Origin of the sequence: Psychrobacter sp. 5A.1, from assembly GCF_030407455.1 — a bacterium.
Lineage (GTDB): Bacteria > Pseudomonadota > Gammaproteobacteria > Pseudomonadales > Moraxellaceae > Psychrobacter.
The window spans coordinates 1-19,134 of record NZ_JASDDJ010000023.1 but is presented as its reverse complement, the minus strand read 5'-3'; the positions used below and the strand labels follow the sequence as shown (position 1 = coordinate 19,134).

Below are 19,134 nucleotides of genomic sequence, written 5' to 3'. Positions count from 1 at the left end.
TCGTCTATGCACTAATTTAGGCACTAATTTTTTGCCACACATTAACCTGTGGGTGCGCAATGCGGCGCATATTTGAAGGACGCCAAAACAGCGCCTCACCTGGAGCCAATATAATATATCCCCCTAATGCACACTGCTCTGATAGTCGTGTCAAAATATCTCGCTGATCAAATTTTCTAAAATATAGCAGCATATTTTGACAAATAATCACCTGTTGAAGATGTGCAGTGGGTGGTTTTGGTTCAAAAATATTATGTACAGAAAAACTAACATGTGGCTGTAATGTCGGAACTACTTGCCAGTGTGCCTTCATACTAGGTGTCACATCTGACACGACAATCGACTGACTAATACTTGATTTGTTTGTCGCGTTTTTAGCTGGAAGTGGTTCGATAAATTTCTGGCACGATTGTGGAATTAAGGAAGATTGTCTATTATCGTATTGCCCGAGTCGCGCGTTTTTGATAGCGTCTTCACTGACATCTGTCCCTAATATTGTATAGTCCAAAAACCGCTGTGCTGCCAGACTCATAGCCAATGACCAAACTTCCTGTCCGCCTGCACAACCAACGCTCCAAATACGAAACAGAGCGTCAGTCTTGCTTACTCGTCGATGCTGCAATGCACACTCTGTCACAAAATCTATAGAGGGCTTATGGCGAAAAAATCGACTTTCATGAATAAGTACTTTATCTAATAGCTGTTGGCGCAACTGACTATTTTTCGGTAGCTGACACCATAACTGCTGAACCGTTAATCCGTTCGCCATCGCCGTAGAATCAATTGCATTGGTCAACCACTGCAACTGTATATCTGGAAGCACAAAGCCTATTTCTTGCTCTATATACTTCTGCCATTGTTGCAGGTCAAAATCACCGACTTTCATTAAAGCACTACCCAGTATCAGTTTGACTGTATTAAGCAGATTTTTATTTGGCTTATCAACGTCATCCAAATTACCTACTATACTTATGGTTTTGCCTCATCGCGACTGCAAGAGCAACTTTGTTTGATACAAAATAATGCGGCTCTTTATCTATATTGCTCTAAAGCAAAAGACGATCATTAAACAGTGTCTTTCAATGTATTATTAGCATTCATCATTTCATAATCTAACAGTTCATCATCGCTTAATACTTTAAAGCCAGTTACCGATTCCTGTAGTGCGGCTGCCATCTCACTTAGCTCACCAATAGAACGTGCTGTCGCCATCGTACCAGATGAAGTTTGAGAGGTAATATCTTGAATGATGTTCATGGTATGAGAGATATGACCAGCAGATTCAGCCTGTTGCAATGCAGCGTTCGAGATGTTTTGAATCAAGTCAGCCAACGTGTTGGAGACGCTCTGTACTTCTTCTAGCGCCTCACCCGCATCTTTTGCCAAACGTGCACCACGTACTACTTCAGAGGTCGTCGACTCCATCGACATGACCGCTTCGTTAGTATCTGCCTGAATGGTTTTTACCAATGTTTCAATCTGCTTGGTCGCATTCGCTGAACGCTCAGCTAGACGCTGAACCTCATCAGCAACAACCGCAAAACCTCGTCCTGCTTCCCCTGCCATCGATGCCTGAATAGCAGCATTCAATGCCAATACGTTGGTCTGATCTGCAATATCATTAATCAAGCCAACGATATCACCAATTTCTTGTGAAGACTCACCAAGTCGTTTGATACGTTTTGAGGTTTCTTGAATCTGATCACGTATAACGTTCATACCTTCGATTGAACGCTGTACAACTGCTGCTCCGTTATGAGCAATAGCAACTGAACGCTGAGCAACCGTTGCTGATTCTGCGGCGTTGTTTGAAACCTGATCGATTGATACCGTCATTTCGTTAATAGCGGCTGATACACCAGCAATTTCTTGCGCTTGGTGCTCAGAAGCTTCAGCAAGTTCAACAGCATTCATCTGTGTTTGATCTGAAGACTGCGACACTCGGTCAGCGGTACTGTTAATAACCAAAACCAATTGACGTAATTGATCGATTGCAAAGTTTACTGAGTCAGCAATTGCCCCTGTAAAATCTTCTGATACAGTAGCATTGACCGTCAAATCACCTTCTGCCAAATCACCCAACTCATCCAGCAAACGTAAGATAGCTATCTGGTTACGCTCGTTTTCTTCTTGAATTTGACGAGCGCGCTCAGACTCTGCTTCTGCTTCTTGACGACGGCGTAAAGTTTCTTTTTCAATAAGTAATCGTTCTGAACCACCACGTTGTTTTAGGAGCTGATACAAGGCAAACATAATACCGAGCGCCCCAATTGCGAATATCGCTGCTGGTAAAACAACCGACTGATTAAAGCTGCCAAAGTATTGACTCACCGTTGATAACGAGTTAATCAGCCAAATCAGACAGGCCAAACTCAATAGCACGAAAACCCCTAATAACACTTTCCATTTACTATTAGCATCTTTGCCGTCTGCTGTTGTTTTGGCCGTACCAGCGACAGGTTTTTTTATAACATCACTCATCTTGCATATTCCTTTCAAACAATCGTCAAAGTCTTATCGTGACTGACTTTGACAATCTTATTGTTATCAAAACAATGATTAACAAAGCCTGTATAAATGCTGACATCCAACCGTCTTATGTCAGTCGCTATGGTTTCGTCATAGCGCTAACAGCCAAATAGCTGTTATAGACCGTTATATCGCAGCATCTGAATATTGGAGATCCTGTGCGAGTAAGCTTGGCATGAACACATACCAGTCTTGCTCATCTTTAAAAAACTTACCATGGTTATAAGGCGCAAATGGCGAATCATGATCGATGGCTTCTGGACGGTATTGATCCTGAGTAAACTGTTCGATACCCAGTACTTGATCGACCAGCAACCCTGAAAAAATATTGTCATAATCAATGACAATAACCTTGCGCTGGCTCAGTTGTGTTAAACGACTTGGAACTTGCAAAAAATGCGACAAATCCGTCAGGGGAAGTAGGCGACCACGAATGTTGGCGATACCTAACATCCAAGGCTTTACTAGAGGTAAGCTAGTATATTCTGGCATGGTTAATACCTCTGATACTTGACCCATAGGAGCAACCAATCGTTGCCCACCAATTTCAAATACCACACCTTGCCAATCAAACTCTTGACCACCGCGGCGACCACTTTTGCGCGCACGTGCCAAATCTGCTAAACGCAGAAGCTCAATAAATCCTCTAGAAGCCACAAGTTACTCCATCACTTTGCGAATCATATTGACCAAGCCACTCTCATCAACTGGCTTATTCATATACTCTTTAGCGCCTTGACGCTTACCCCACACTCTATCGGTTTCTTGATTTTTGGTACTGATCATGATGACCGGAATATGGGCAGTAGCTTTACCACGAGTAATTTTTCGGGTGGCTTGGAAGCCATTCATTTCAGGCATCACGACATCCATCAAAATGACATCTGGTAAATGATCAACTGCCATCTGACAGCCTTGCTCGCCATTCGTCGCTTCCAATACTTGAAAATTGTTCTTAGCAAGCATATCGCGAAATTTCGCCATCTCTGACGGCGAATCGTCAATGACTAAAACTGTAGTCATGGGAATTTCCTTTATTTTCTAATAATATCCATCAGGATATATTGATATATTGTTCAGATGAAATGATGACTCAGAATTGAGTAATCCACATCAATCATTACATGTGAATCTATTCGATTAACGGTACTGATTGATGGCATCAAAAAGCTCATCTTTACTAAATGGCTTAGTCAGATATTCATCAGATCCAACGATACGACCACGTGCTTTGTCAAATAAACCATCTTTAGACGACAACATAATCACAGGTTTGCTTGCATAATCAGGGTTGTTTTTTATCAAAGCACAAGTCTGATACCCATCTAAACGTGGCATCATGATGTCAACAAAAATAATATCTGGATTGTTATCCACGATTTTTGCTAACGCATCAAAACCATCTATAGCGGTCACGACTTCACAACCTGCTTTTTGCAACAAGGTTTCTGCAGTACGGCGAATGGTTTTTGAGTCATCAATTACCATTACTTTTAAACCATCAAAATTATTTTCCATTATCATTGTCCTATAAACGGCTATTTATTCGTAACGCTATCTGCCAATATAAATGTTTAATAATTATCCTAAACTGCCATATGACATATTATTAGATAAATATAAGTGACCGAATGTGCATTAAACTTTATCACAACAGCGAGTATTTCTTTTCAGTGGCTGCTCACTAAACACAGCGTCAACATGGGATACTATACGCACTTTATTATTAATAAGCTCAAAAAATCGAGTTTCAAGCTTAGGTTTTTAGACATTATACGCCACATTTATAACTTCTAAGTGAAATAATGTTGACGACAAGCGCATCCAAGTACTTAGAGATTGGCATCCTTTAAAGACACTGTATTTAAATCAGCGAAACAAACAACTCTATGATATTTCTGCATTATATATAAACGATGAAAACATTGCAGGATAATTTTCATTTGTGATAAAAATGTATCAAAATATTTTATTATGTTTGTTGTAGCATAGTTACTCATTCTTTTCCAGTCATTAGCAAATTAATGTTCAAACTCATTGGTATGATAAGAAGCTATGCTTGTTGACTGACGCTATAATGGCAACTGTCTTTTATATTTGAATGGCTCGCCTTCTTAAGTGTGGTAAAGGTCGTGCAATCGTTCCACCGCGTTACAATTCACTATATAATGATATGACGATTATAATGGTGACTGCTATGACAGCTTCTAGACATTCAAAAAAAAGCCTCTATTTACTCAGTGCTTTATTTATTGCTGCCTGTCAGCCGTCACCTACTACTGAGTCAGCAGCCACCAAAAATCAAGCGACCGAAGAAACTGCGCTGATCATTACAAGCGATAGTGTCACTATGACACCCGAGCACATACTCAGTATCAAGCCTTCAAGATATCAGCCGAGCCTTGGACTACAAGGCAATATTGAACCTATCAAACAGACTACATTTGTTGCGGCACACCCAATCAAGATAGAAAAGACGTTGGTGAGTGAAGGTCAATGGGTAGAAAAAGGGACCCCGCTTATTATATTGAGACGGGTGGGCACTGCTAGCAAAGCCAAAAATTCAGACAACCCGTCACCAAACAATTTAGAAGCAGAAAATACCAGCCAAGTGAAGTCAGAAAATGCGCAGAATCCTGATGTCAGTCTTAATTCTGAAGCGGCGCAAACCGCATCTGATGAGGATAATGCGGTCATCAAAAATACGGCTAATGACAGTGAAGAAGCCTTAGCAAAAGATGCTGTCACAGATGATGCTAACAGCAATTCTACTAGTAATGATACAGAGAGCCTTTCAGAAAACAATACCAGTAAACCAACCCCACCATATAATTTAACGACGATTTATGCCAGCTTTTCAGGGCGTGTAGAAAACCTGTCTGCTAATGCTGGGCAAAAGCTAGCAGCCCGTGACCCGCTACTACAAATCAGTGATGAAACCAAACTGCATTTTATGGCCACCCTTCCCATACAAGCGAAGCCACAGCTTTCAGTTGGTCAGACGGTTAACTTTACGGCCGAAGGTCTCTTAGACAATTTTACCGGTCAGGTTAGTAAGCTCGTGTCTACCAATCAGCCTAAAAAGCTGTTGGTCTATGTTAATGTCATCGACAATGAAATAAGTCGTGATAAGTTACTGCCAAATATGCAGGTCATGGGGCGGGTCAATTATGGTCAAATAGATGTGGGTACTATTGTGCCTAAACGTGCTTTGCATGATGTTGACCTGACAGAGTTGCAAACCCCGCCATATATGCCGCTACAACCGTTGACTGCAAACGTTTGGATTATTGGACAAGATCAGCGTCTGACACGCCAGCCTATCGAGGTGATCGAATATAACCCCACCACACAACAGTATTTGATAGCGGGCGTGAGCAATGACAGCTTGATTTGTTTGGCCGACTTACCTATTGATTCTAAAGGCAAAAAAGTCATCGTGTCATAATCATCCATGCGGACAGTTACATTACGTAGAAACATTAACAAAGCTTCTCTTGTTTTGTAACAGCATAATTAGGCAATATGGCTTTGTTATATATAGCATTAACCGAGTATTGCAATACCATACAGGTTTAATCATTCGGCATTCTGTATATTTGAGAACGTAGAGGCTTGATGGTTTCATTGATCATAAATATCAAAAAATTGCATCTATCTATCAAGATTTAAGTGTCAACCAAGACTTAAACGTCAGCACACGTTATACTTTTGACAAATCATAACAACAACTAAAGGACATCCCATGAGTAAGCAGATTTTATTGATTGAAGACGATCCAGATTTAGCTGAGCTGATCAGTGACTATTTGACCATGAACTATTATGATGTGCATCATGCAGGTCTTGGTCAAGAAGGTCTCGACCTATTGGACACAAAAGAACGTGATATCGATTTGGTTGTACTTGACTTGATGCTACCTGATATGGACGGCATGCAAGTGTGTCAAAAAATCCGTGGCAACAAAAACAACATGACCAATAAAGTACCGATTATCATGCTAACCGCAAAAGGTGATACAACGGATCGTGTGTTGGGACTGGAAATGGGCGCTGATGACTATATCTCCAAGCCTTTTGAACCACGTGAACTTTTGGCACGTATTCGTGCGGTTATTCGTCGCCATGAGCAGCCCAATCAAGCTGATAGCCAATCAGATAGCTTGACTTTCGGTCGCTTGAGCGTGTTTCCTGATAGCCATGAAGTCACGATTGATGATCAAGCGGTACGCCTAACGACGCATCAGTTTCAGTTGCTGCACTACTTTGCGACCCACTCTGGTAAAGTGCTAAACCGTGAGCAACTGTGGCAGGCAATGCCAAATGATGACAGCTCAGACAATATTGATCGGGCAATTGACGTTCATATTTCACGTCTGCGCGCTTTGATTGAAGACAATCCACGCCAACCAAAACGTATTATTACCGTACGCGGTGTCGGCTATCAATTTGCAACAGATCAGGTTTGATCATAACGGACGCCTGATTAGCCGAAAGGTCATAGTAAATCTTATGATATGAGTTAGTATAAGCGTTTAAAAATAGAGATTGTTTAATGCAGCAACTGGGTTTTCGTTCCGTATTTGCTAAATTATTTGCCAGCGTCATGCTGGCACTTACTTTATTTGCCGTGGCGATGGTGCTATTGATGCAGCTCGTCCACGATAAAGATGCGGGCATTCGCTCAGAAATATTGGCAACACAAATTTTAGGCCAAATCGATCCATTTTTGCATGAATTGAATATCTCTATCGGCAAAGACAATCGTTTGCAGTCGCGGTTTATGCTGGCTGTTGTTAAGAAAAGTTTTGATATTTTCGATGAATCCCTACAAGCAAAAATGGGACTTTATGACAGTGAAGGTCGGCTGCTCATGCAAACCGACAACAGCGATTTACCTCTAGAGCTTCCACCGACTCCTTCTTTATTCTCGCGTGTTTTTCCATCACTTGCGGATACCTCACCTACCAAGCAAGCTCAAGTGTATAGCAGCACGGGTTATACATTATTATACGAATCACGTCTGACACCAAAAAAACCTGTACTTTCTGCAGCATTGAACTTGTTTACGGGTACGCTGCTCCTGCTACTTATTATGGCAGGTGTCTTATGGTTAATTGCACGTACGATGACGTGGCGTATTGATCAATTGAGCCAGCAAATGACTCAATTGGGTGACGGCGACTTTACGGTAAGAGTGAATGCCCGTGGTAATGATGAGATTGCCTCATTGGCACGTGGCTTCAATCAGGCAGCACAAAAGATAGAACATCTGGTCGATGCCAACAATCTGCTACTGGCGCATGCTTCTCATGAGCTACGTACGCCCATTACTCGTATTCGCTTGCAGATTGAGATGATGGATATGCTCGCAGGTGCGCTGCCATCTGATACCAAAGCAAAGTTTGATAAACGCGCGAAAGCCATTAATCGAGACTTATCTGGGCTCAATGATTTAGTAGAGAGTATTTTATTGGTAAGCCGTTTAGACGCCGGTCATGCCTTGCAGCAGGTCGAAAGCATAGACTTATACGATCTAATGAATCAAGAGCGCCAACATTACCCTGAGGCCACACTGATTGGTGAGCATATCGTGATAGATGGTCAATCATCAATGCTGACTCATTTGATTCGCAACTTATTGACCAATGCCATGCTACATGGCGAACCACCTGTCACCGTATTGCTCTACGGTGTTCAGAGCCTAGAAGACGCTGGAACCATACCTGACTACCTGCTACAAACAGTGTTGTGTAGCAGCTTCGTCGATTACAACAGCTTGGATTTTGACTCTTATGAAGCACAAACTGAGATCAAATTAGCTGATCAATCAGCCGCTACCAATAAAAATAATGGCGCTGATGGGATTGATAAAGGCAAGCTTGAAACAACTGATCCAGCAGCCGAACCACCAACACCGATCATCTACAAAAATGGCGAAAACATCGCTGCTAATAACGACATCAACACTGAAGACAGGATAGAGAGCCCTCTTTTTAACACAAACAAAAACGCCATTCATAGCGATGATACTGGTTCAAATCATGTTGAGCCATCAACAAGCAATCATAGTGCACTTCAAACCACTGACGAATCATCACTACTGGCTGATTACTATCGCTTTACCAATGAGCTGACCGACAAAATTAAGAAGGTCATGTGGAAGGCTGTTCCTGATTCTAATAAATCTGATAGCACCACTGGTAACATTGACATGACTGCGGCTACCTCTATCAATGATATAGAGAGCAAGGATATTAGCACGCCCAAAAACGATCATACTCAAAAGTCAGATAAGTTACTCACCAGCACAGCAGTTATCGAAAATAGTGCCGCAAGCAATGCAAAAAATGGCGCTAAAGCCAACCATGTAAATAATGAAAATTCAGGCACAGGGCGTAAAGAAAGCTTGTTTGCCAAGCACATGAAAAAAGCCAAAACTGAGCCTGTACGTCCTTTACCAAAATACGCCGTATTAGCAGTGATCGATGAAGGAACAGGTATTCCTGAAAGCAAACGAGAAGAAGTGTTTAGCCCATTTGTACGCTTGCAACAAAAAAACAAAGGCTCTGGATTGGGTCTGTCTTTGGTATCACAAATTGTCACTGCACATCAAGGGCGTATCATTACCGATACTCTGAACGGTCATACGAGATTTTTAGTGACCATACCAGTTCGTCATGATCCTCATTACAACTATCACGATTAATCAATATTCACTATCATACAGATAACCATTACGCTGTTGCCTTCATCCTTATCATTTTACCTCTGATTCTTAATAGCTATTAATCATAAGCCAGACACGTATGTGCATATCCAAAGTACCTGATAATATGCTATATTACCGCCCCTTATTATACGGTTATTGACTGCTGTTGTTTTCATTGGCTTCTTACCTATTGTTAGAGGCGTGGCAACATACTCATGACCATCAAAAAATTTATTAAATTTTGAGCCCTCCATGAATGACATGATTGTCTTAAACGATGTGACCAAAAGTTTTTTAAGCGACCGATCAATCAAAGACGAAAACGGCAAACCACATTGGTTTACTGCTGTTGAGCCGACATCTCTGACGATCAAACAGGGTGAAATATTTGGGCTAATGGGTTATTCCGGCGCAGGTAAATCTACCTTATTGCGTTTGATTAACATGCTTGAACGTCCAGATTCGGGTCAAGTTGTTATAGATGGAACTGACCTAACCACTCTGTCTGCCAGTGATTTGCGTATCGCCCGTCACAATATCGGTATGATTTTTCAGCAATTTAATCTGATGTCCAATCATACCGTGTTTGATAACGTGGCGTTTAACTTGAAAGTTTCAGGCTATCCAAGCCGCGACATTCATAAAAGAGTGATGGACTGTCTTGCAATTGTGGATTTGACCGATCGCGCTGGTCACTATCCTGCGCAGTTATCAGGTGGACAAAAACAACGTGTGGGTATTGCCCGCGCCATTGCACCCAGTCCAAAAGTACTGTTGGCCGATGAGCCAACCAGTGCGCTTGATCCTGCAACAACCCGCAGCTTGCTGACGTGTTTGCGTGATATCAATGAGCAACTTGGCGTGACGATTGTGATCGTGACCCATGAGATGAGCGTTATTCGTAGGCTCTGTGATCGCGCCGCATTATTACATCAAGGTCAGCTGTTGGAAGTGGCAGATGTGCGCGATGGTATGATTCAGGCAACCACCCCGATTGGCAAAGGTTTAGTCGTTGAGGACTAATGAGGCAGGAGAAATAGATATGTTAACTGGTACTGAATTATCCGCCTCTATAGACAAGCTACTTGTTTTACGCAAAGAGATTGTGAGTGCGTTTGTTGATACGTTCATTATGCTCGGTATTTCGACAACGGTAGCAATCATCATCGGTGGGCTATTCGGCGTATTCTTGTTTTTGTCCAGTGATCGACAGTTTTTGCAAAACAAGACACTGTACGGTGTACTTGGCGGCATCACCAACTTTATGCGGGCCTTCCCTTTTGTGATTTTGATGATTGCCATGAGCCCGTTTACTAAAGCCATCGTTGGTACGGGTATTGGTCCGATTGCCGCATCGCTAGTACTTGCTATCGCAGGCTCGTTCTATTTTGCTCGCTTGGTCGAGCAGAACTTACGTGAAGTGCCACGCGGCATTATCGAAGCCACAGAGTCTATGGGTGCACGCCCTTTAACCATTATCAAAGTGTTGCTCAATGAAGCGCGCTCAGGACTGGTACTCTCAGTGACCATCCTCTGTATCAGCCTACTATCTTACTCGGCAGCGGCTGGTATGATTGGTGGTGGTGGTTTGGGGGATTTGGCCATTCGTTATGGCTATTACCGTTATCAAACCGAGGTAATGATTTTTATCGTGATTGTATTATCGATCATGGTTATCTCGATTCAAGCCTCTGGCAATTGGTTGGCCAACCGCCTAGACAAGCGTTAAAGACCATTGCACGACATCAGGCAGAGTCAAGCAATGCTAATATGAATAATACTCGGGTTTTAATGCCAATTCATCCTAAGCAAAATACTTGACTTTGTTACTGAGACCCTTTAATTTTGTTACTAACTTAACAGTCATTAACTGAGCAGCATTACTATTCATGATGTTGCTTTTTTTTAATGGCTGCCGTTTACACTCTACTCCATACCTCTTATTAAGGAAGTTCCATGAAATTAACAGATATCAGCCGTCAGTTAGCGACTGCATTTGCTGCTGTTGGCGTATCAAGCCTAGTCTTGGTCGGTTGCAGCAACTCATCAGCGCCAGAAGCGACCAAAGAACCTGTAACCGAAGGTGCAACTGCAGAAACTGCCGCCAGTGATATCGATCCTGATCATACCAAAATCATTATCGGTACGACTGAAGGTGATTTTGCTGATATGGTTCGCAACCAAGTGAAAAGCTCTCTTGAAGCGCAAGGTTATGAAGTTGAATTGATTGCCTTTACTGACTATGTTCGTCCTAACCTTGCATTGGCTGAAGGCGACTTAGACATCAATATTTTTCAGCATAAGCCTTATCTTGATACCTTCAAAAAAGAAAACAACCTTGATCTAGTTGAAGTGTTCCAAGTACCAACAGCACCACTTGGCATCTACTCAGGCAAAAAGACCAACCTTGACGATGTATTCAAAGGTATGAGTGTGTCTGCGCCAAACGATCCAAGCAACTTTGCTCGTGCTTTGGTCATGATGGATGATCTTGGCTGGATTACCCTAAAAGACGACATCGATCCATTGACTGCGTCAAAATCTGATATCGCTGACAACAGCAAATACGATATCGAAATCATTGAATTAGAAGCAGCCCAACTACCACGCGCGCGTGATGAAGTTGACTTTGCTGTGATCAACGGTAACTATGCCACTGATTCTGGTATCAAATTGACCGAAGCATTGTTCCAAGAGCCAAGCTTTGCTTATGTAAACTGGTCAGCGATCAAATCTGCTGATACTGGTAAGAAATGGGTTGAAGATGTAACCAACGCTTATAACTCAGAAGCCTTTAAAAAGTATGCTCACGAAACGTTCCCAGGCTATAAATATCCAAAAATCTGGGGCGGTGATCACGGTGCAAACATGGACACTACTGCCAACACTGAAAGCGCTGACACTGCAGAAACTGTAGAAGCTGCTGCTCAGTAAGGCCTTAAAGCACAAACACCTAGATATGAAGGTGTGATGCCTATTGGCAACGCCCATTACTTAGAGTGATGGGCGTTTTTTATGGCCTTGATTTTGAGGGCATCATTTCTTCAAACCTCTCATAAAAAGCCAAATGGTCACAAACAATCACGTTACAGCCTGTTTGCCCTTTGTAGGGAACCGTCACTCACGCTTCCACTTGTCCTTGGTTTTTCCTATAGTGGACAGGCTCAATAGTAATTTACTCGTTAGACCACACTATTGATGACATTTAAAATTAATGAAAATTATAAGATACACATAACAAGGATAATAATATGAGCGCTAAAAACTATAATATTCGTACCGCTGGACAAGCAAATATTCCAATCCTAGGGCTAGGTACTTGGCAGTCAACTGGACAAGATTGCGTAGACGTGGTCAAAAAAGCGTTGGAAATGGGTTATGAGCATATTGATACCGCTCAAGCTTATGGCAATGAAAAAGAAGTTGGCGAAGGCATCAAACAGTCAGGCGTGGCTCGTGACAAATTCTTTTTGACCACCAAAATTTTTCCTGATGACATGAAATTTGAGCCAGAAAAACTGATTGCCGCCGCAAAGCGTTCTCTCAAAGATTTAGACACAGATTATGTGGATCTGTTGCTATTACACTGGCCTGACGACCGCGTACCATTATCGGAGACCATTCCTGCGCTGTGTGAATTACAAAAGCAGGGGCTCACGCGTCATATCGGGGTTTCAAACTTCAACATTGCCAATATCATTGAAGCGGAAAAATACGCCGATGTGCCTATCGTTGTCAACCAAGTGGAATTTCATCCGTTCATTAAGCAAAACACGCTACAGACTTTTTTGAATAACCATCATATTTTGCTAGAAGCTTACTCACCACTCGCGCGTGGCGACGTGTTTGATAATGATATTATTAAAGAGATTGCGGACAAGCACAATGTGACGCCAGCGCAGATTTCATTGGCATGGATCTTATCAGACAAGCATCGTGTGGCCATTCCAAAGACGTCTAATCCTGATCACCTGCAAGGCAATCTAGACGCCATCAATGTCAAATTGAGTGCAGATGAATTAGAGCAAATAGGTAACTTAGCCAGCTCTGACGGTCGTAAGATCGAGCACCCTGACTATAGCCCAGTATGGGATGATTAACAGGGTTAATAAGTACGATTAGTTGATTAGCTAAACGTCGCTCACTAAAAAAGGCCACCGAGCATCGGTGGCCTTTTCATATGTCTTAAATACTTGTAATCGTTACTGCTAATCATTACTGTTGTAAAGTTTCGGTCTCATGAATCTTTTCAGCAGGATTGTACTGTTCAGAAGAAGGTATCGCTCCGCTGCGATTGTTTTCTTTCATGGATTTGGCGACTTCTGGTGGCATATAGTTTTCGTCATGCTTAGCCAATACTTCACCTGCCACAAATATATCGCCCTGCATTTTACCCGTAGCTACGACGCCTGAGTTTTCAGCAAATAGGTCTGGCAATATACCTTGATAAGTCACTGGCACTGTCGATTGAAAATCAGTAATCGCAAACTCGATGTTTAGCGGATTGTCTGCTGCACGCTGGACGCTACCTGCCACCACCATACCACCAGCACGAATACGCTTGTCTTGCGGGGCTTCACCTTGGGCGATCGCTGTCGCATCAAAGTAATAGTCGGTTTGCTGCCCGATAGCATAGATAACCAGCATGACCGCCACTGCTGTACCTGCCAGCGTAAACATCACCCATGTCAGTTTTTTCCGACGCACTGCATTCATACCACTACCTCATTGATGAGTCGCTACGTTGCCAAATATAAAGTTGTCAAACAGATAATAGGAAAGAAACGACAGTTAGTAATAAGAGCTAACCAATCACTCCCATCTAATCACTATATGGTAGCATTTTTAAGGCAAATCAATAAGCCTCATCGCTACTGGTAAGGTCATATTTTTGTCAGTGAAAGGATACGTTTTCTTGCGCTAAAATCATGATATTCAGATGATTTTTATTCAGATTGCCTAATCACAGGAGTCACAGGCATTGAGGTTTTGGTCGTTCGTTGTGCTTGTCGCGCTTGCTGGATGGTCAGCTGTTTGATAAGTGACTGTCGCTGTCTGCGGCTATAAATAATAAATGCCAACATCACACCGATCGTTATCGCCCAGCACGACCACACAAAAACCCCATGCTTACCCATGGCGAAAAACTCAGATACGCTATAAAAGTAAGGCTGCATAGTATTTTCCTAGCCGTTATTTGTGTTGACCACGAATGTATTCTTTAACCCACGCTTTTCCTTGATCACGGTATAAAATCAGCGTGTTAGTACGATAAATCGCTAATGTCGCAACCAGTAAATAGCTGCCGATAATCATCAGTAGCAAAGGCATCCACATATCTGCCGACATCTTCGGTGCGGCGGTCAAGCTAAAGGTCGCGCCTTGATGCAAGGTATTCCACCACTCTACTGAGTACTTGATAATAGGCAGATTCACTGCGCCCACAATAGATAAAATGGCGGCCGCTTTACCGCGATTGGCCGTATGCTCAAAAGCGGCAAACAGAGCCATTACGCCCGCGTATAAAAACGCCAATATCAGCATTGACGTAAGGCGTGCATCCCAGACCCAGTAAGTACCCCATGTTGGTTTTGCCCAGATAGAGCCAGTAAGCAGACTGATGACACATAGCAAAAACCCCATCGGGGCAAGTGCCTGCGCAACCAGACTGGCTGTCTTAATCTTCCATACCAAATAAATCACCCCCAGAACTGCAAGGGAAAAATAGATAGAAATGGCAAGACTGGCCGCTGGAACATGGATAAAGATAATGCGATAGCTATTGCCCTGAAGATAATCAGGCGGCGCAAAAGCAAGGCCCCATACGCTACCAATGAGCAAACAGAGACTGGCTAATATCGCTAACCACTTGACCCAAGGGCTAAAGATACGAAAAAACTGCTTGGTACCCACAGTGGTCAAGAAACCCTGCCAAATGCGCTGCCACAAGCTAGGGGATGAGACGTTATTCAGGTTGGGCATGGGAAGAAACCTATTACACAGCTTACTGGCGATAAAGGATGCGGTCTATAAAAGCACCACTATCAACTCACCTGCTGGCGTTAAACACTGGATAGAATCTACAAAGAGCTGTTTACGTATTCAATTGACTATTATAACAAAATTGCCAGTTTTCACCATGATGTTAATACATTGGGTTTAGATGACTGGGTTTGCATGATTGAGTTTTGAAAATGACGACAGAGTTTTAAATATATAGCAAGCTTGCTGTTTAATTGAGCCATGACATTTTTAAGGTTGTAGCGATGACCCAAGGCATGACCAAGACAGAAATAATACTTCCTGCTAGTAATAAAGCCAAGATTGGCAAACCATTAAGCCCAGAGGCAAATAAATCAACCGCGCCTGTGGCAAAAATCAATACTGGCAACTGCATCGGTAAAGCAATCAAAGGCACCAATACTGCCCCATTCTTTAGTGACAAGGTCAAACTACTGGCAATTGCGGATAGCATTAAGAGCATTGGGCTACCTGTCACGATAGAAGCCATCAATATCCACGCCTCAAACCAGCTGAGCTGAAATAACGGCACGGCAAGCAAGCTTAGGGCGGCCACAATACCACTGCTAAAAATCCAATGGATTACCAGTCTAATCAGCACCCATAGCGGTAGTGACGCTTTGGCCACGACCAATTGCGCAAGCGTACCATTATCAAGCGCAGGCTTGAACAATCCATCAACGCCCATTACCAGTGACAACAACGCAGCAATCCACACCGCTGATACACCCAGACGCTGTAATAACGCAGGTTCACTACCGACCGCCAGTGGAAATAAGGTAATAATTACTAAAAACAGCACCAATGGGTACAACCATTGTACCGCTCCTTGCTGCTTAACTTGCCATTCGCGGCGCCACAGCTGTATAAACCCAATACTGCGAGGCGTTGCGACAATAGCATTTGGACTTTTATTCATAGCGGCTACTGATCCTACTTGTATTGGACGGTCTGTCATTATTTGTCCTTTCACATATGCTGATGGTACTGATAGCAATCGAACTTATACCATGTAATCTGACAAATCGAGCACCTGATTGGCGACCCCAACTGCCTGATGGCTGGTCATTAGTATCGACCCGCCAGCCTGTGCAAAGTCGCATAACCGCTCTTCCATACGTGCCACCATATCGACATCTAAAGCCGTAAAAGGCTCATCAAGTAACCAGAGCGGTGTCACATCGGGAGTCAACAAGTACAATCGCGCCAGCGTGATACGCCGCGTTTGCCCAGCGGACAGATGACTTGAGCTAATCGTTTCAAACCCTTGCAGCCCAACCCATGTGAGCGCATCGTCAATATCGGTAATACTTGGCGTGATACCATATAAGTTCAGTAGAAACGTCAGGTTTTGTGCCACTGTCAGATTCGGATGAATGCCTAACTGGTGCGAGACATATAAAGGTTGGATGGGCAGACCCGAATGACCTTGATAAGTAACTTCACCTGACAAAACAGGTAACAATCCAGCCAACTGCATGAGTAACGTGGTCTTTCCCGTCCCATTTGCCCCGATTAGATGGCAAATACTACCCGCAGATAGCTGCAACGTAACGCCTTCGCACAGCGGTATCTCACCGCGCTGAACCGTCAGCTCCTCAAGTGCAAGTAAAGGCGTACCCAAAACCGTCATCAAAACCTCTGGTTATTTATCAAGCAGCAGTCAATATTCATCACAAACAAAGGCAATGTTCGTGGCATAATACCCTATGCTCGCTACAAACACACAGTATAACAAATTGTCGATTACTCTGACTTCAAAAAATACGACCTCAAAATATGACTTCAAAATCTATGCCGACTTCACAAGATAGCCAAACACAAATGCCTGATGCAGAGGCTAAAAATGACAACGCAGACACTCGCTTGTCAAAAGAGTCTTTAACCAGCCGTTTAACGGTAGACAGCTTGATCGATGCTCAAGTTGATTTTATGCAGCAGTGGTTGCACGAACAAGCTGAGCCACTAGCGATGGAGGCTTGGCAATGGTTTGGTGCGCAGCCCTTAAGCAAATACATCACCTGTGACCATTTGCAGCATTTGATGAAAGACTGGCTATTAAATCAGCCGATGACTGAGGTAATGCGTACCGATATCCGTGATATTTTGCACACCATCATTTATCACCCCGTTAATGACAACGTGCCTTTGTCTGAACTGGTCGATGATACCCAAGTTGAAACCCTTGCCAACTATATCGGTAGCCATGAGCAGCAGCGCAACATATTGATTCATACGCTGGTCGGTAACGAAACCTTTGCAGATTTATTGACCCAAACACTTTATCACGCTATCAATGACTTTATGGAAAGCACGCTCGATAAAGCAGGTGGTGTTGGTAAATTGATGAAGCTTGGGCGCAGCTCTTTTGAAAAGGCGACCAACAGAAATCTCGATGAAAAACTACAAACGTACCTGCATCGCAATATCAAAGATTTGACGCGCAAAGCTGAAGCCAATGCGCAGGAACACTTGTCAAACGACGAAGTGGCGCGTCTGATGGTCATGGGTTGGGATCGTATCAAAGACCAACCCATTAGTGAGCTACAAACCTATTTAAGCGACGAGCCCGGTAATAGTAGCATTGACCATATAGAATCCAGTATCCAACAAAGCTACAATCGCCTGCGACTGTCACCGTATCTGCACAGCTTAGTCTCGGCAAGCATTGACACTTGGTATGCCAATCATCAGTCTGACACGATGGCGACCATTGCGGCGAGTTTGCACATTGATGAAGCGGCCATGAAGCAATGTAGCACTACACTACTGCCTATCGTGTACGATGCTCTTGAGACGCCTTGGTTGACGGCTCATATTCGTGAAATGCTAGCAGCGTTCTATGCACAGCCTGCTATCAAAGAAGGTTTGGCGCACGGTCACGATTAATTTATAACTCTTACTTGTCAGCATACTATTATGAGTCAACGCAATAAACTCAGCTTGTGGCAAAAGATCAAACGGTTACTGACTGCTGCCGCCCCGCAGTCAGTCATCGATGGTGCAAGCGAGCAAGGACATGCATCACTTGCTGACAGCGAGGTTAATAATACAAAAAATATATCAGCTGATATCTCTCATGAGTTAGAGGCGAAACAAGGCAATGAACAGGATAACACTCAAGCACAAGCAAATACATCTCAACTCAAAACCGATAACTTAAAAACCGATAGCGCAAGTGCAGAGTCTCAAAACCAGAGTGACACGCCTATCGTCGACTGTTTAAAGCAATACTTCAATGACAAACAGTGGCACTACACGCATTATCGACCCAAAACCAACGATAGCCAAAAATCGCATCATTTATCCTTGAGAATGCGTCATAAGCAAATAAACTGTGGCTATCTGTTTCGGGTGCAAGAAAAAAACAAACTACTGGCCATCTATGGCATCTTACCATTTTTGATACCAGAAACTCATCAAAGTGCCGCAATGCTACTTATCACCCAAATCAACTATGACATGCTAGTCGGTAATCTAGAGATGGATGTCAACGATGGTGAGATACGCTACAAAAATGCCATCGATGTCGAAGCAGTTGGTATAGATAATGAGATTATTGAGCATTTACTACAAAGCGTTGTCGCGATGACCACGGTTGCCAACGAGCTATTTGGCAACTTGGTTAATAATCAAAACCCTGCTGAAGACATGCAAACGCTACTTGTAGAGCTACGTCAACAGTCAGACGCGCGCACGTTCTTTCTGCCGACTCAGTTTGTTCAATAGCTCAGTTTGTTCGATAATTAAGTTCATTCGATGAACCGGTTTTTCAATCAAGCTATAATCTACGATAGCTAGGGCGTGTCCTCATTTTAAAAATGGTGATAAAAATGAGATAAATTGCCGTCAAACGAGGAAAATAGTGCAGAT

18 protein-coding genes and 1 pseudogene are annotated in these 19,134 nt (G+C 43.0%); 9 read left to right on the top strand and 10 right to left on the bottom strand.

Features of this window, described 5'->3' with window-relative positions; all coding sequences use genetic code 11:
• Positions 1 to 16: 16 nt before the first annotated feature.
• From QL982_RS06970 to pilG, 5 genes and pseudogenes are all read right to left on the bottom strand, one after another.
• The gene (locus QL982_RS06970; RefSeq protein WP_290162734.1) at positions 17 to 955 is read right to left on the bottom strand and encodes a CheR family methyltransferase; all 939 of its coding nucleotides are present in this window, start codon (positions 953 to 955) and stop codon (positions 17 to 19) included.
• A 110-nt stretch (positions 956 to 1,065) separates the two neighbouring features.
• Positions 1,066 to 2,151, bottom strand: a pseudogene (locus tag QL982_RS06965) (methyl-accepting chemotaxis protein); the annotation flags it as partial.
• Positions 2,152 to 2,655: 504 nt separating this feature from the next.
• Entirely contained in the window at positions 2,656 to 3,186 is a 531-nt protein-coding gene (locus tag QL982_RS06960; RefSeq protein ID WP_290162730.1) for a chemotaxis protein CheW, read from the bottom strand.
• 3 nt (positions 3,187 to 3,189) lie between these two features.
• Positions 3,190 to 3,552 carry a response regulator gene (locus QL982_RS06955; RefSeq protein WP_290162728.1) on the bottom strand — a complete coding sequence of 121 codons (363 nt, stop codon included), beginning with the start codon at positions 3,550 to 3,552 and terminating at the stop codon, positions 3,190 to 3,192.
• Positions 3,553 to 3,669: 117 nt separating this feature from the next.
• Entirely contained in the window at positions 3,670 to 4,047 is a 378-nt protein-coding gene (gene pilG, locus QL982_RS06950; protein ID WP_290162726.1) for a twitching motility response regulator PilG, read from the bottom strand.
• Positions 4,048 to 4,726: 679 nt separating this feature from the next.
• Between pilG and QL982_RS06945 the strand changes: the two genes are divergently transcribed.
• The 7 genes from QL982_RS06945 (at position 4,727) to QL982_RS06915 (ending at position 13,340) form a co-directional block, all read left to right on the top strand.
• Entirely contained in the window at positions 4,727 to 5,977 is a 1,251-nt protein-coding gene (locus tag QL982_RS06945) for an HlyD family efflux transporter periplasmic adaptor subunit (protein WP_290162724.1), read from the top strand.
• Positions 5,978 to 6,274: 297 nt separating this feature from the next.
• Positions 6,275 to 6,997: a response regulator transcription factor gene (locus QL982_RS06940; RefSeq protein ID WP_290162722.1), complete on the top strand. Its 723-nt coding sequence runs from the start codon at positions 6,275 to 6,277 to the stop codon at positions 6,995 to 6,997.
• Between the two features lie 86 nt (positions 6,998 to 7,083).
• Positions 7,084 to 9,237: a sensor histidine kinase gene (locus QL982_RS06935; protein WP_290190240.1), complete on the top strand. Its 2,154-nt coding sequence runs from the start codon at positions 7,084 to 7,086 to the stop codon at positions 9,235 to 9,237.
• A gap of 255 nt (positions 9,238 to 9,492) precedes the next feature.
• Positions 9,493 to 10,263 carry a methionine ABC transporter ATP-binding protein gene (locus QL982_RS06930; protein WP_290162718.1) on the top strand — a complete coding sequence of 257 codons (771 nt, stop codon included), beginning with the start codon at positions 9,493 to 9,495 and terminating at the stop codon, positions 10,261 to 10,263.
• 19 nt (positions 10,264 to 10,282) lie between these two features.
• Positions 10,283 to 10,969 (top strand): methionine ABC transporter permease, encoded by a 687-nt coding sequence (locus tag QL982_RS06925; protein ID WP_290162716.1) that lies wholly within the window; start codon positions 10,283 to 10,285, stop codon positions 10,967 to 10,969.
• Between the two features lie 227 nt (positions 10,970 to 11,196).
• Complete coding sequence (locus QL982_RS06920; protein ID WP_290162714.1) at positions 11,197 to 12,174, top strand: MetQ/NlpA family ABC transporter substrate-binding protein; 978 nt, start codon at positions 11,197 to 11,199, stop codon at positions 12,172 to 12,174.
• Between the two features lie 317 nt (positions 12,175 to 12,491).
• Positions 12,492 to 13,340, top strand: a complete 849-nt coding sequence (locus QL982_RS06915) for an aldo/keto reductase (RefSeq protein ID WP_290162713.1) — start codon at positions 12,492 to 12,494, stop codon at positions 13,338 to 13,340.
• 115 nt (positions 13,341 to 13,455) lie between these two features.
• Here QL982_RS06915 and ccmE read toward each other — a convergent pair whose 3' ends face one another.
• The 5 genes from ccmE to ccmA all read right to left on the bottom strand — a co-directional run bounded on the left by ccmE (position 13,456) and on the right by ccmA (position 16,894).
• Positions 13,456 to 13,956: a cytochrome c maturation protein CcmE gene (ccmE, locus tag QL982_RS06910; RefSeq protein WP_290162712.1), complete on the bottom strand. Its 501-nt coding sequence runs from the start codon at positions 13,954 to 13,956 to the stop codon at positions 13,456 to 13,458.
• Positions 13,957 to 14,186: 230 nt separating this feature from the next.
• Positions 14,187 to 14,417: a heme exporter protein CcmD gene (gene ccmD, locus QL982_RS06905; RefSeq protein ID WP_290162711.1), complete on the bottom strand. Its 231-nt coding sequence runs from the start codon at positions 14,415 to 14,417 to the stop codon at positions 14,187 to 14,189.
• A 16-nt stretch (positions 14,418 to 14,433) separates the two neighbouring features.
• The gene (ccmC, locus tag QL982_RS06900; RefSeq protein ID WP_057761594.1) at positions 14,434 to 15,222 is read right to left on the bottom strand and encodes a heme ABC transporter permease CcmC; all 789 of its coding nucleotides are present in this window, start codon (positions 15,220 to 15,222) and stop codon (positions 14,434 to 14,436) included.
• A gap of 250 nt (positions 15,223 to 15,472) precedes the next feature.
• Positions 15,473 to 16,180, bottom strand: coding sequence for a heme exporter protein CcmB (locus tag QL982_RS06895; RefSeq protein WP_290162773.1), 708 nt, complete (start codon positions 16,178 to 16,180; stop codon positions 15,473 to 15,475).
• A gap of 84 nt (positions 16,181 to 16,264) precedes the next feature.
• Positions 16,265 to 16,894 (bottom strand): heme ABC exporter ATP-binding protein CcmA, encoded by a 630-nt coding sequence (gene ccmA / locus QL982_RS06890; RefSeq protein ID WP_290162772.1) that lies wholly within the window; start codon positions 16,892 to 16,894, stop codon positions 16,265 to 16,267.
• 146 nt (positions 16,895 to 17,040) lie between these two features.
• Between ccmA and QL982_RS06885 the strand changes: the two genes are divergently transcribed.
• Entirely contained in the window at positions 17,041 to 18,150 is a 1,110-nt protein-coding gene (locus tag QL982_RS06885) for a hypothetical protein (RefSeq protein ID WP_290162709.1), read from the top strand.
• A gap of 30 nt (positions 18,151 to 18,180) precedes the next feature.
• Positions 18,181 to 18,990 (top strand): YbjN domain-containing protein, encoded by an 810-nt coding sequence (locus QL982_RS06880; protein WP_290162708.1) that lies wholly within the window; start codon positions 18,181 to 18,183, stop codon positions 18,988 to 18,990.
• Positions 18,991 to 19,134 lie beyond the last annotated feature (144 nt).

Excerpts from the sequence above, each read along its gene's own strand:
- ccmE (WP_290162712.1), bottom strand. The coding sequence starts at position 13,956 with ATGAATGCAGTGCGTCGGAAAAAACTGACATGGGTGATGTTTACGCTG.
- QL982_RS06945 (WP_290162724.1), top strand. The coding sequence starts at position 4,727 with ATGACAGCTTCTAGACATTCAAAAAAAAGCCTCTATTTACTCAGTGCT.
- QL982_RS06930 (WP_290162718.1), top strand. The coding sequence starts at position 9,493 with ATGAATGACATGATTGTCTTAAACGATGTGACCAAAAGTTTTTTAAGC.
- QL982_RS06895 (WP_290162773.1), bottom strand. The coding sequence starts at position 16,180 with ATGAATAAAAGTCCAAATGCTATTGTCGCAACGCCTCGCAGTATTGGG.
- QL982_RS06955 (WP_290162728.1), bottom strand. The coding sequence starts at position 3,552 with ATGACTACAGTTTTAGTCATTGACGATTCGCCGTCAGAGATGGCGAAA.
- QL982_RS06915 (WP_290162713.1), top strand. The coding sequence starts at position 12,492 with ATGAGCGCTAAAAACTATAATATTCGTACCGCTGGACAAGCAAATATT.
- ccmC (WP_057761594.1), bottom strand. The coding sequence starts at position 15,222 with ATGCCCAACCTGAATAACGTCTCATCCCCTAGCTTGTGGCAGCGCATT.
- pilG (WP_290162726.1), bottom strand. The coding sequence starts at position 4,047 with ATGGAAAATAATTTTGATGGTTTAAAAGTAATGGTAATTGATGACTCA.
- QL982_RS06940 (WP_290162722.1), top strand. The coding sequence starts at position 6,275 with ATGAGTAAGCAGATTTTATTGATTGAAGACGATCCAGATTTAGCTGAG.
- ccmD (WP_290162711.1), bottom strand. The coding sequence starts at position 14,417 with ATGCAGCCTTACTTTTATAGCGTATCTGAGTTTTTCGCCATGGGTAAG.
- QL982_RS06920 (WP_290162714.1), top strand. The coding sequence starts at position 11,197 with ATGAAATTAACAGATATCAGCCGTCAGTTAGCGACTGCATTTGCTGCT.
- QL982_RS06880 (WP_290162708.1), top strand. The coding sequence starts at position 18,181 with ATGAGTCAACGCAATAAACTCAGCTTGTGGCAAAAGATCAAACGGTTA.
- ccmA (WP_290162772.1), bottom strand. The coding sequence starts at position 16,894 with ATGACGGTTTTGGGTACGCCTTTACTTGCACTTGAGGAGCTGACGGTT.
- QL982_RS06935 (WP_290190240.1), top strand. The coding sequence starts at position 7,084 with ATGCAGCAACTGGGTTTTCGTTCCGTATTTGCTAAATTATTTGCCAGC.
- QL982_RS06885 (WP_290162709.1), top strand. The coding sequence starts at position 17,041 with ATGACTTCAAAATCTATGCCGACTTCACAAGATAGCCAAACACAAATG.
- QL982_RS06925 (WP_290162716.1), top strand. The coding sequence starts at position 10,283 with ATGTTAACTGGTACTGAATTATCCGCCTCTATAGACAAGCTACTTGTT.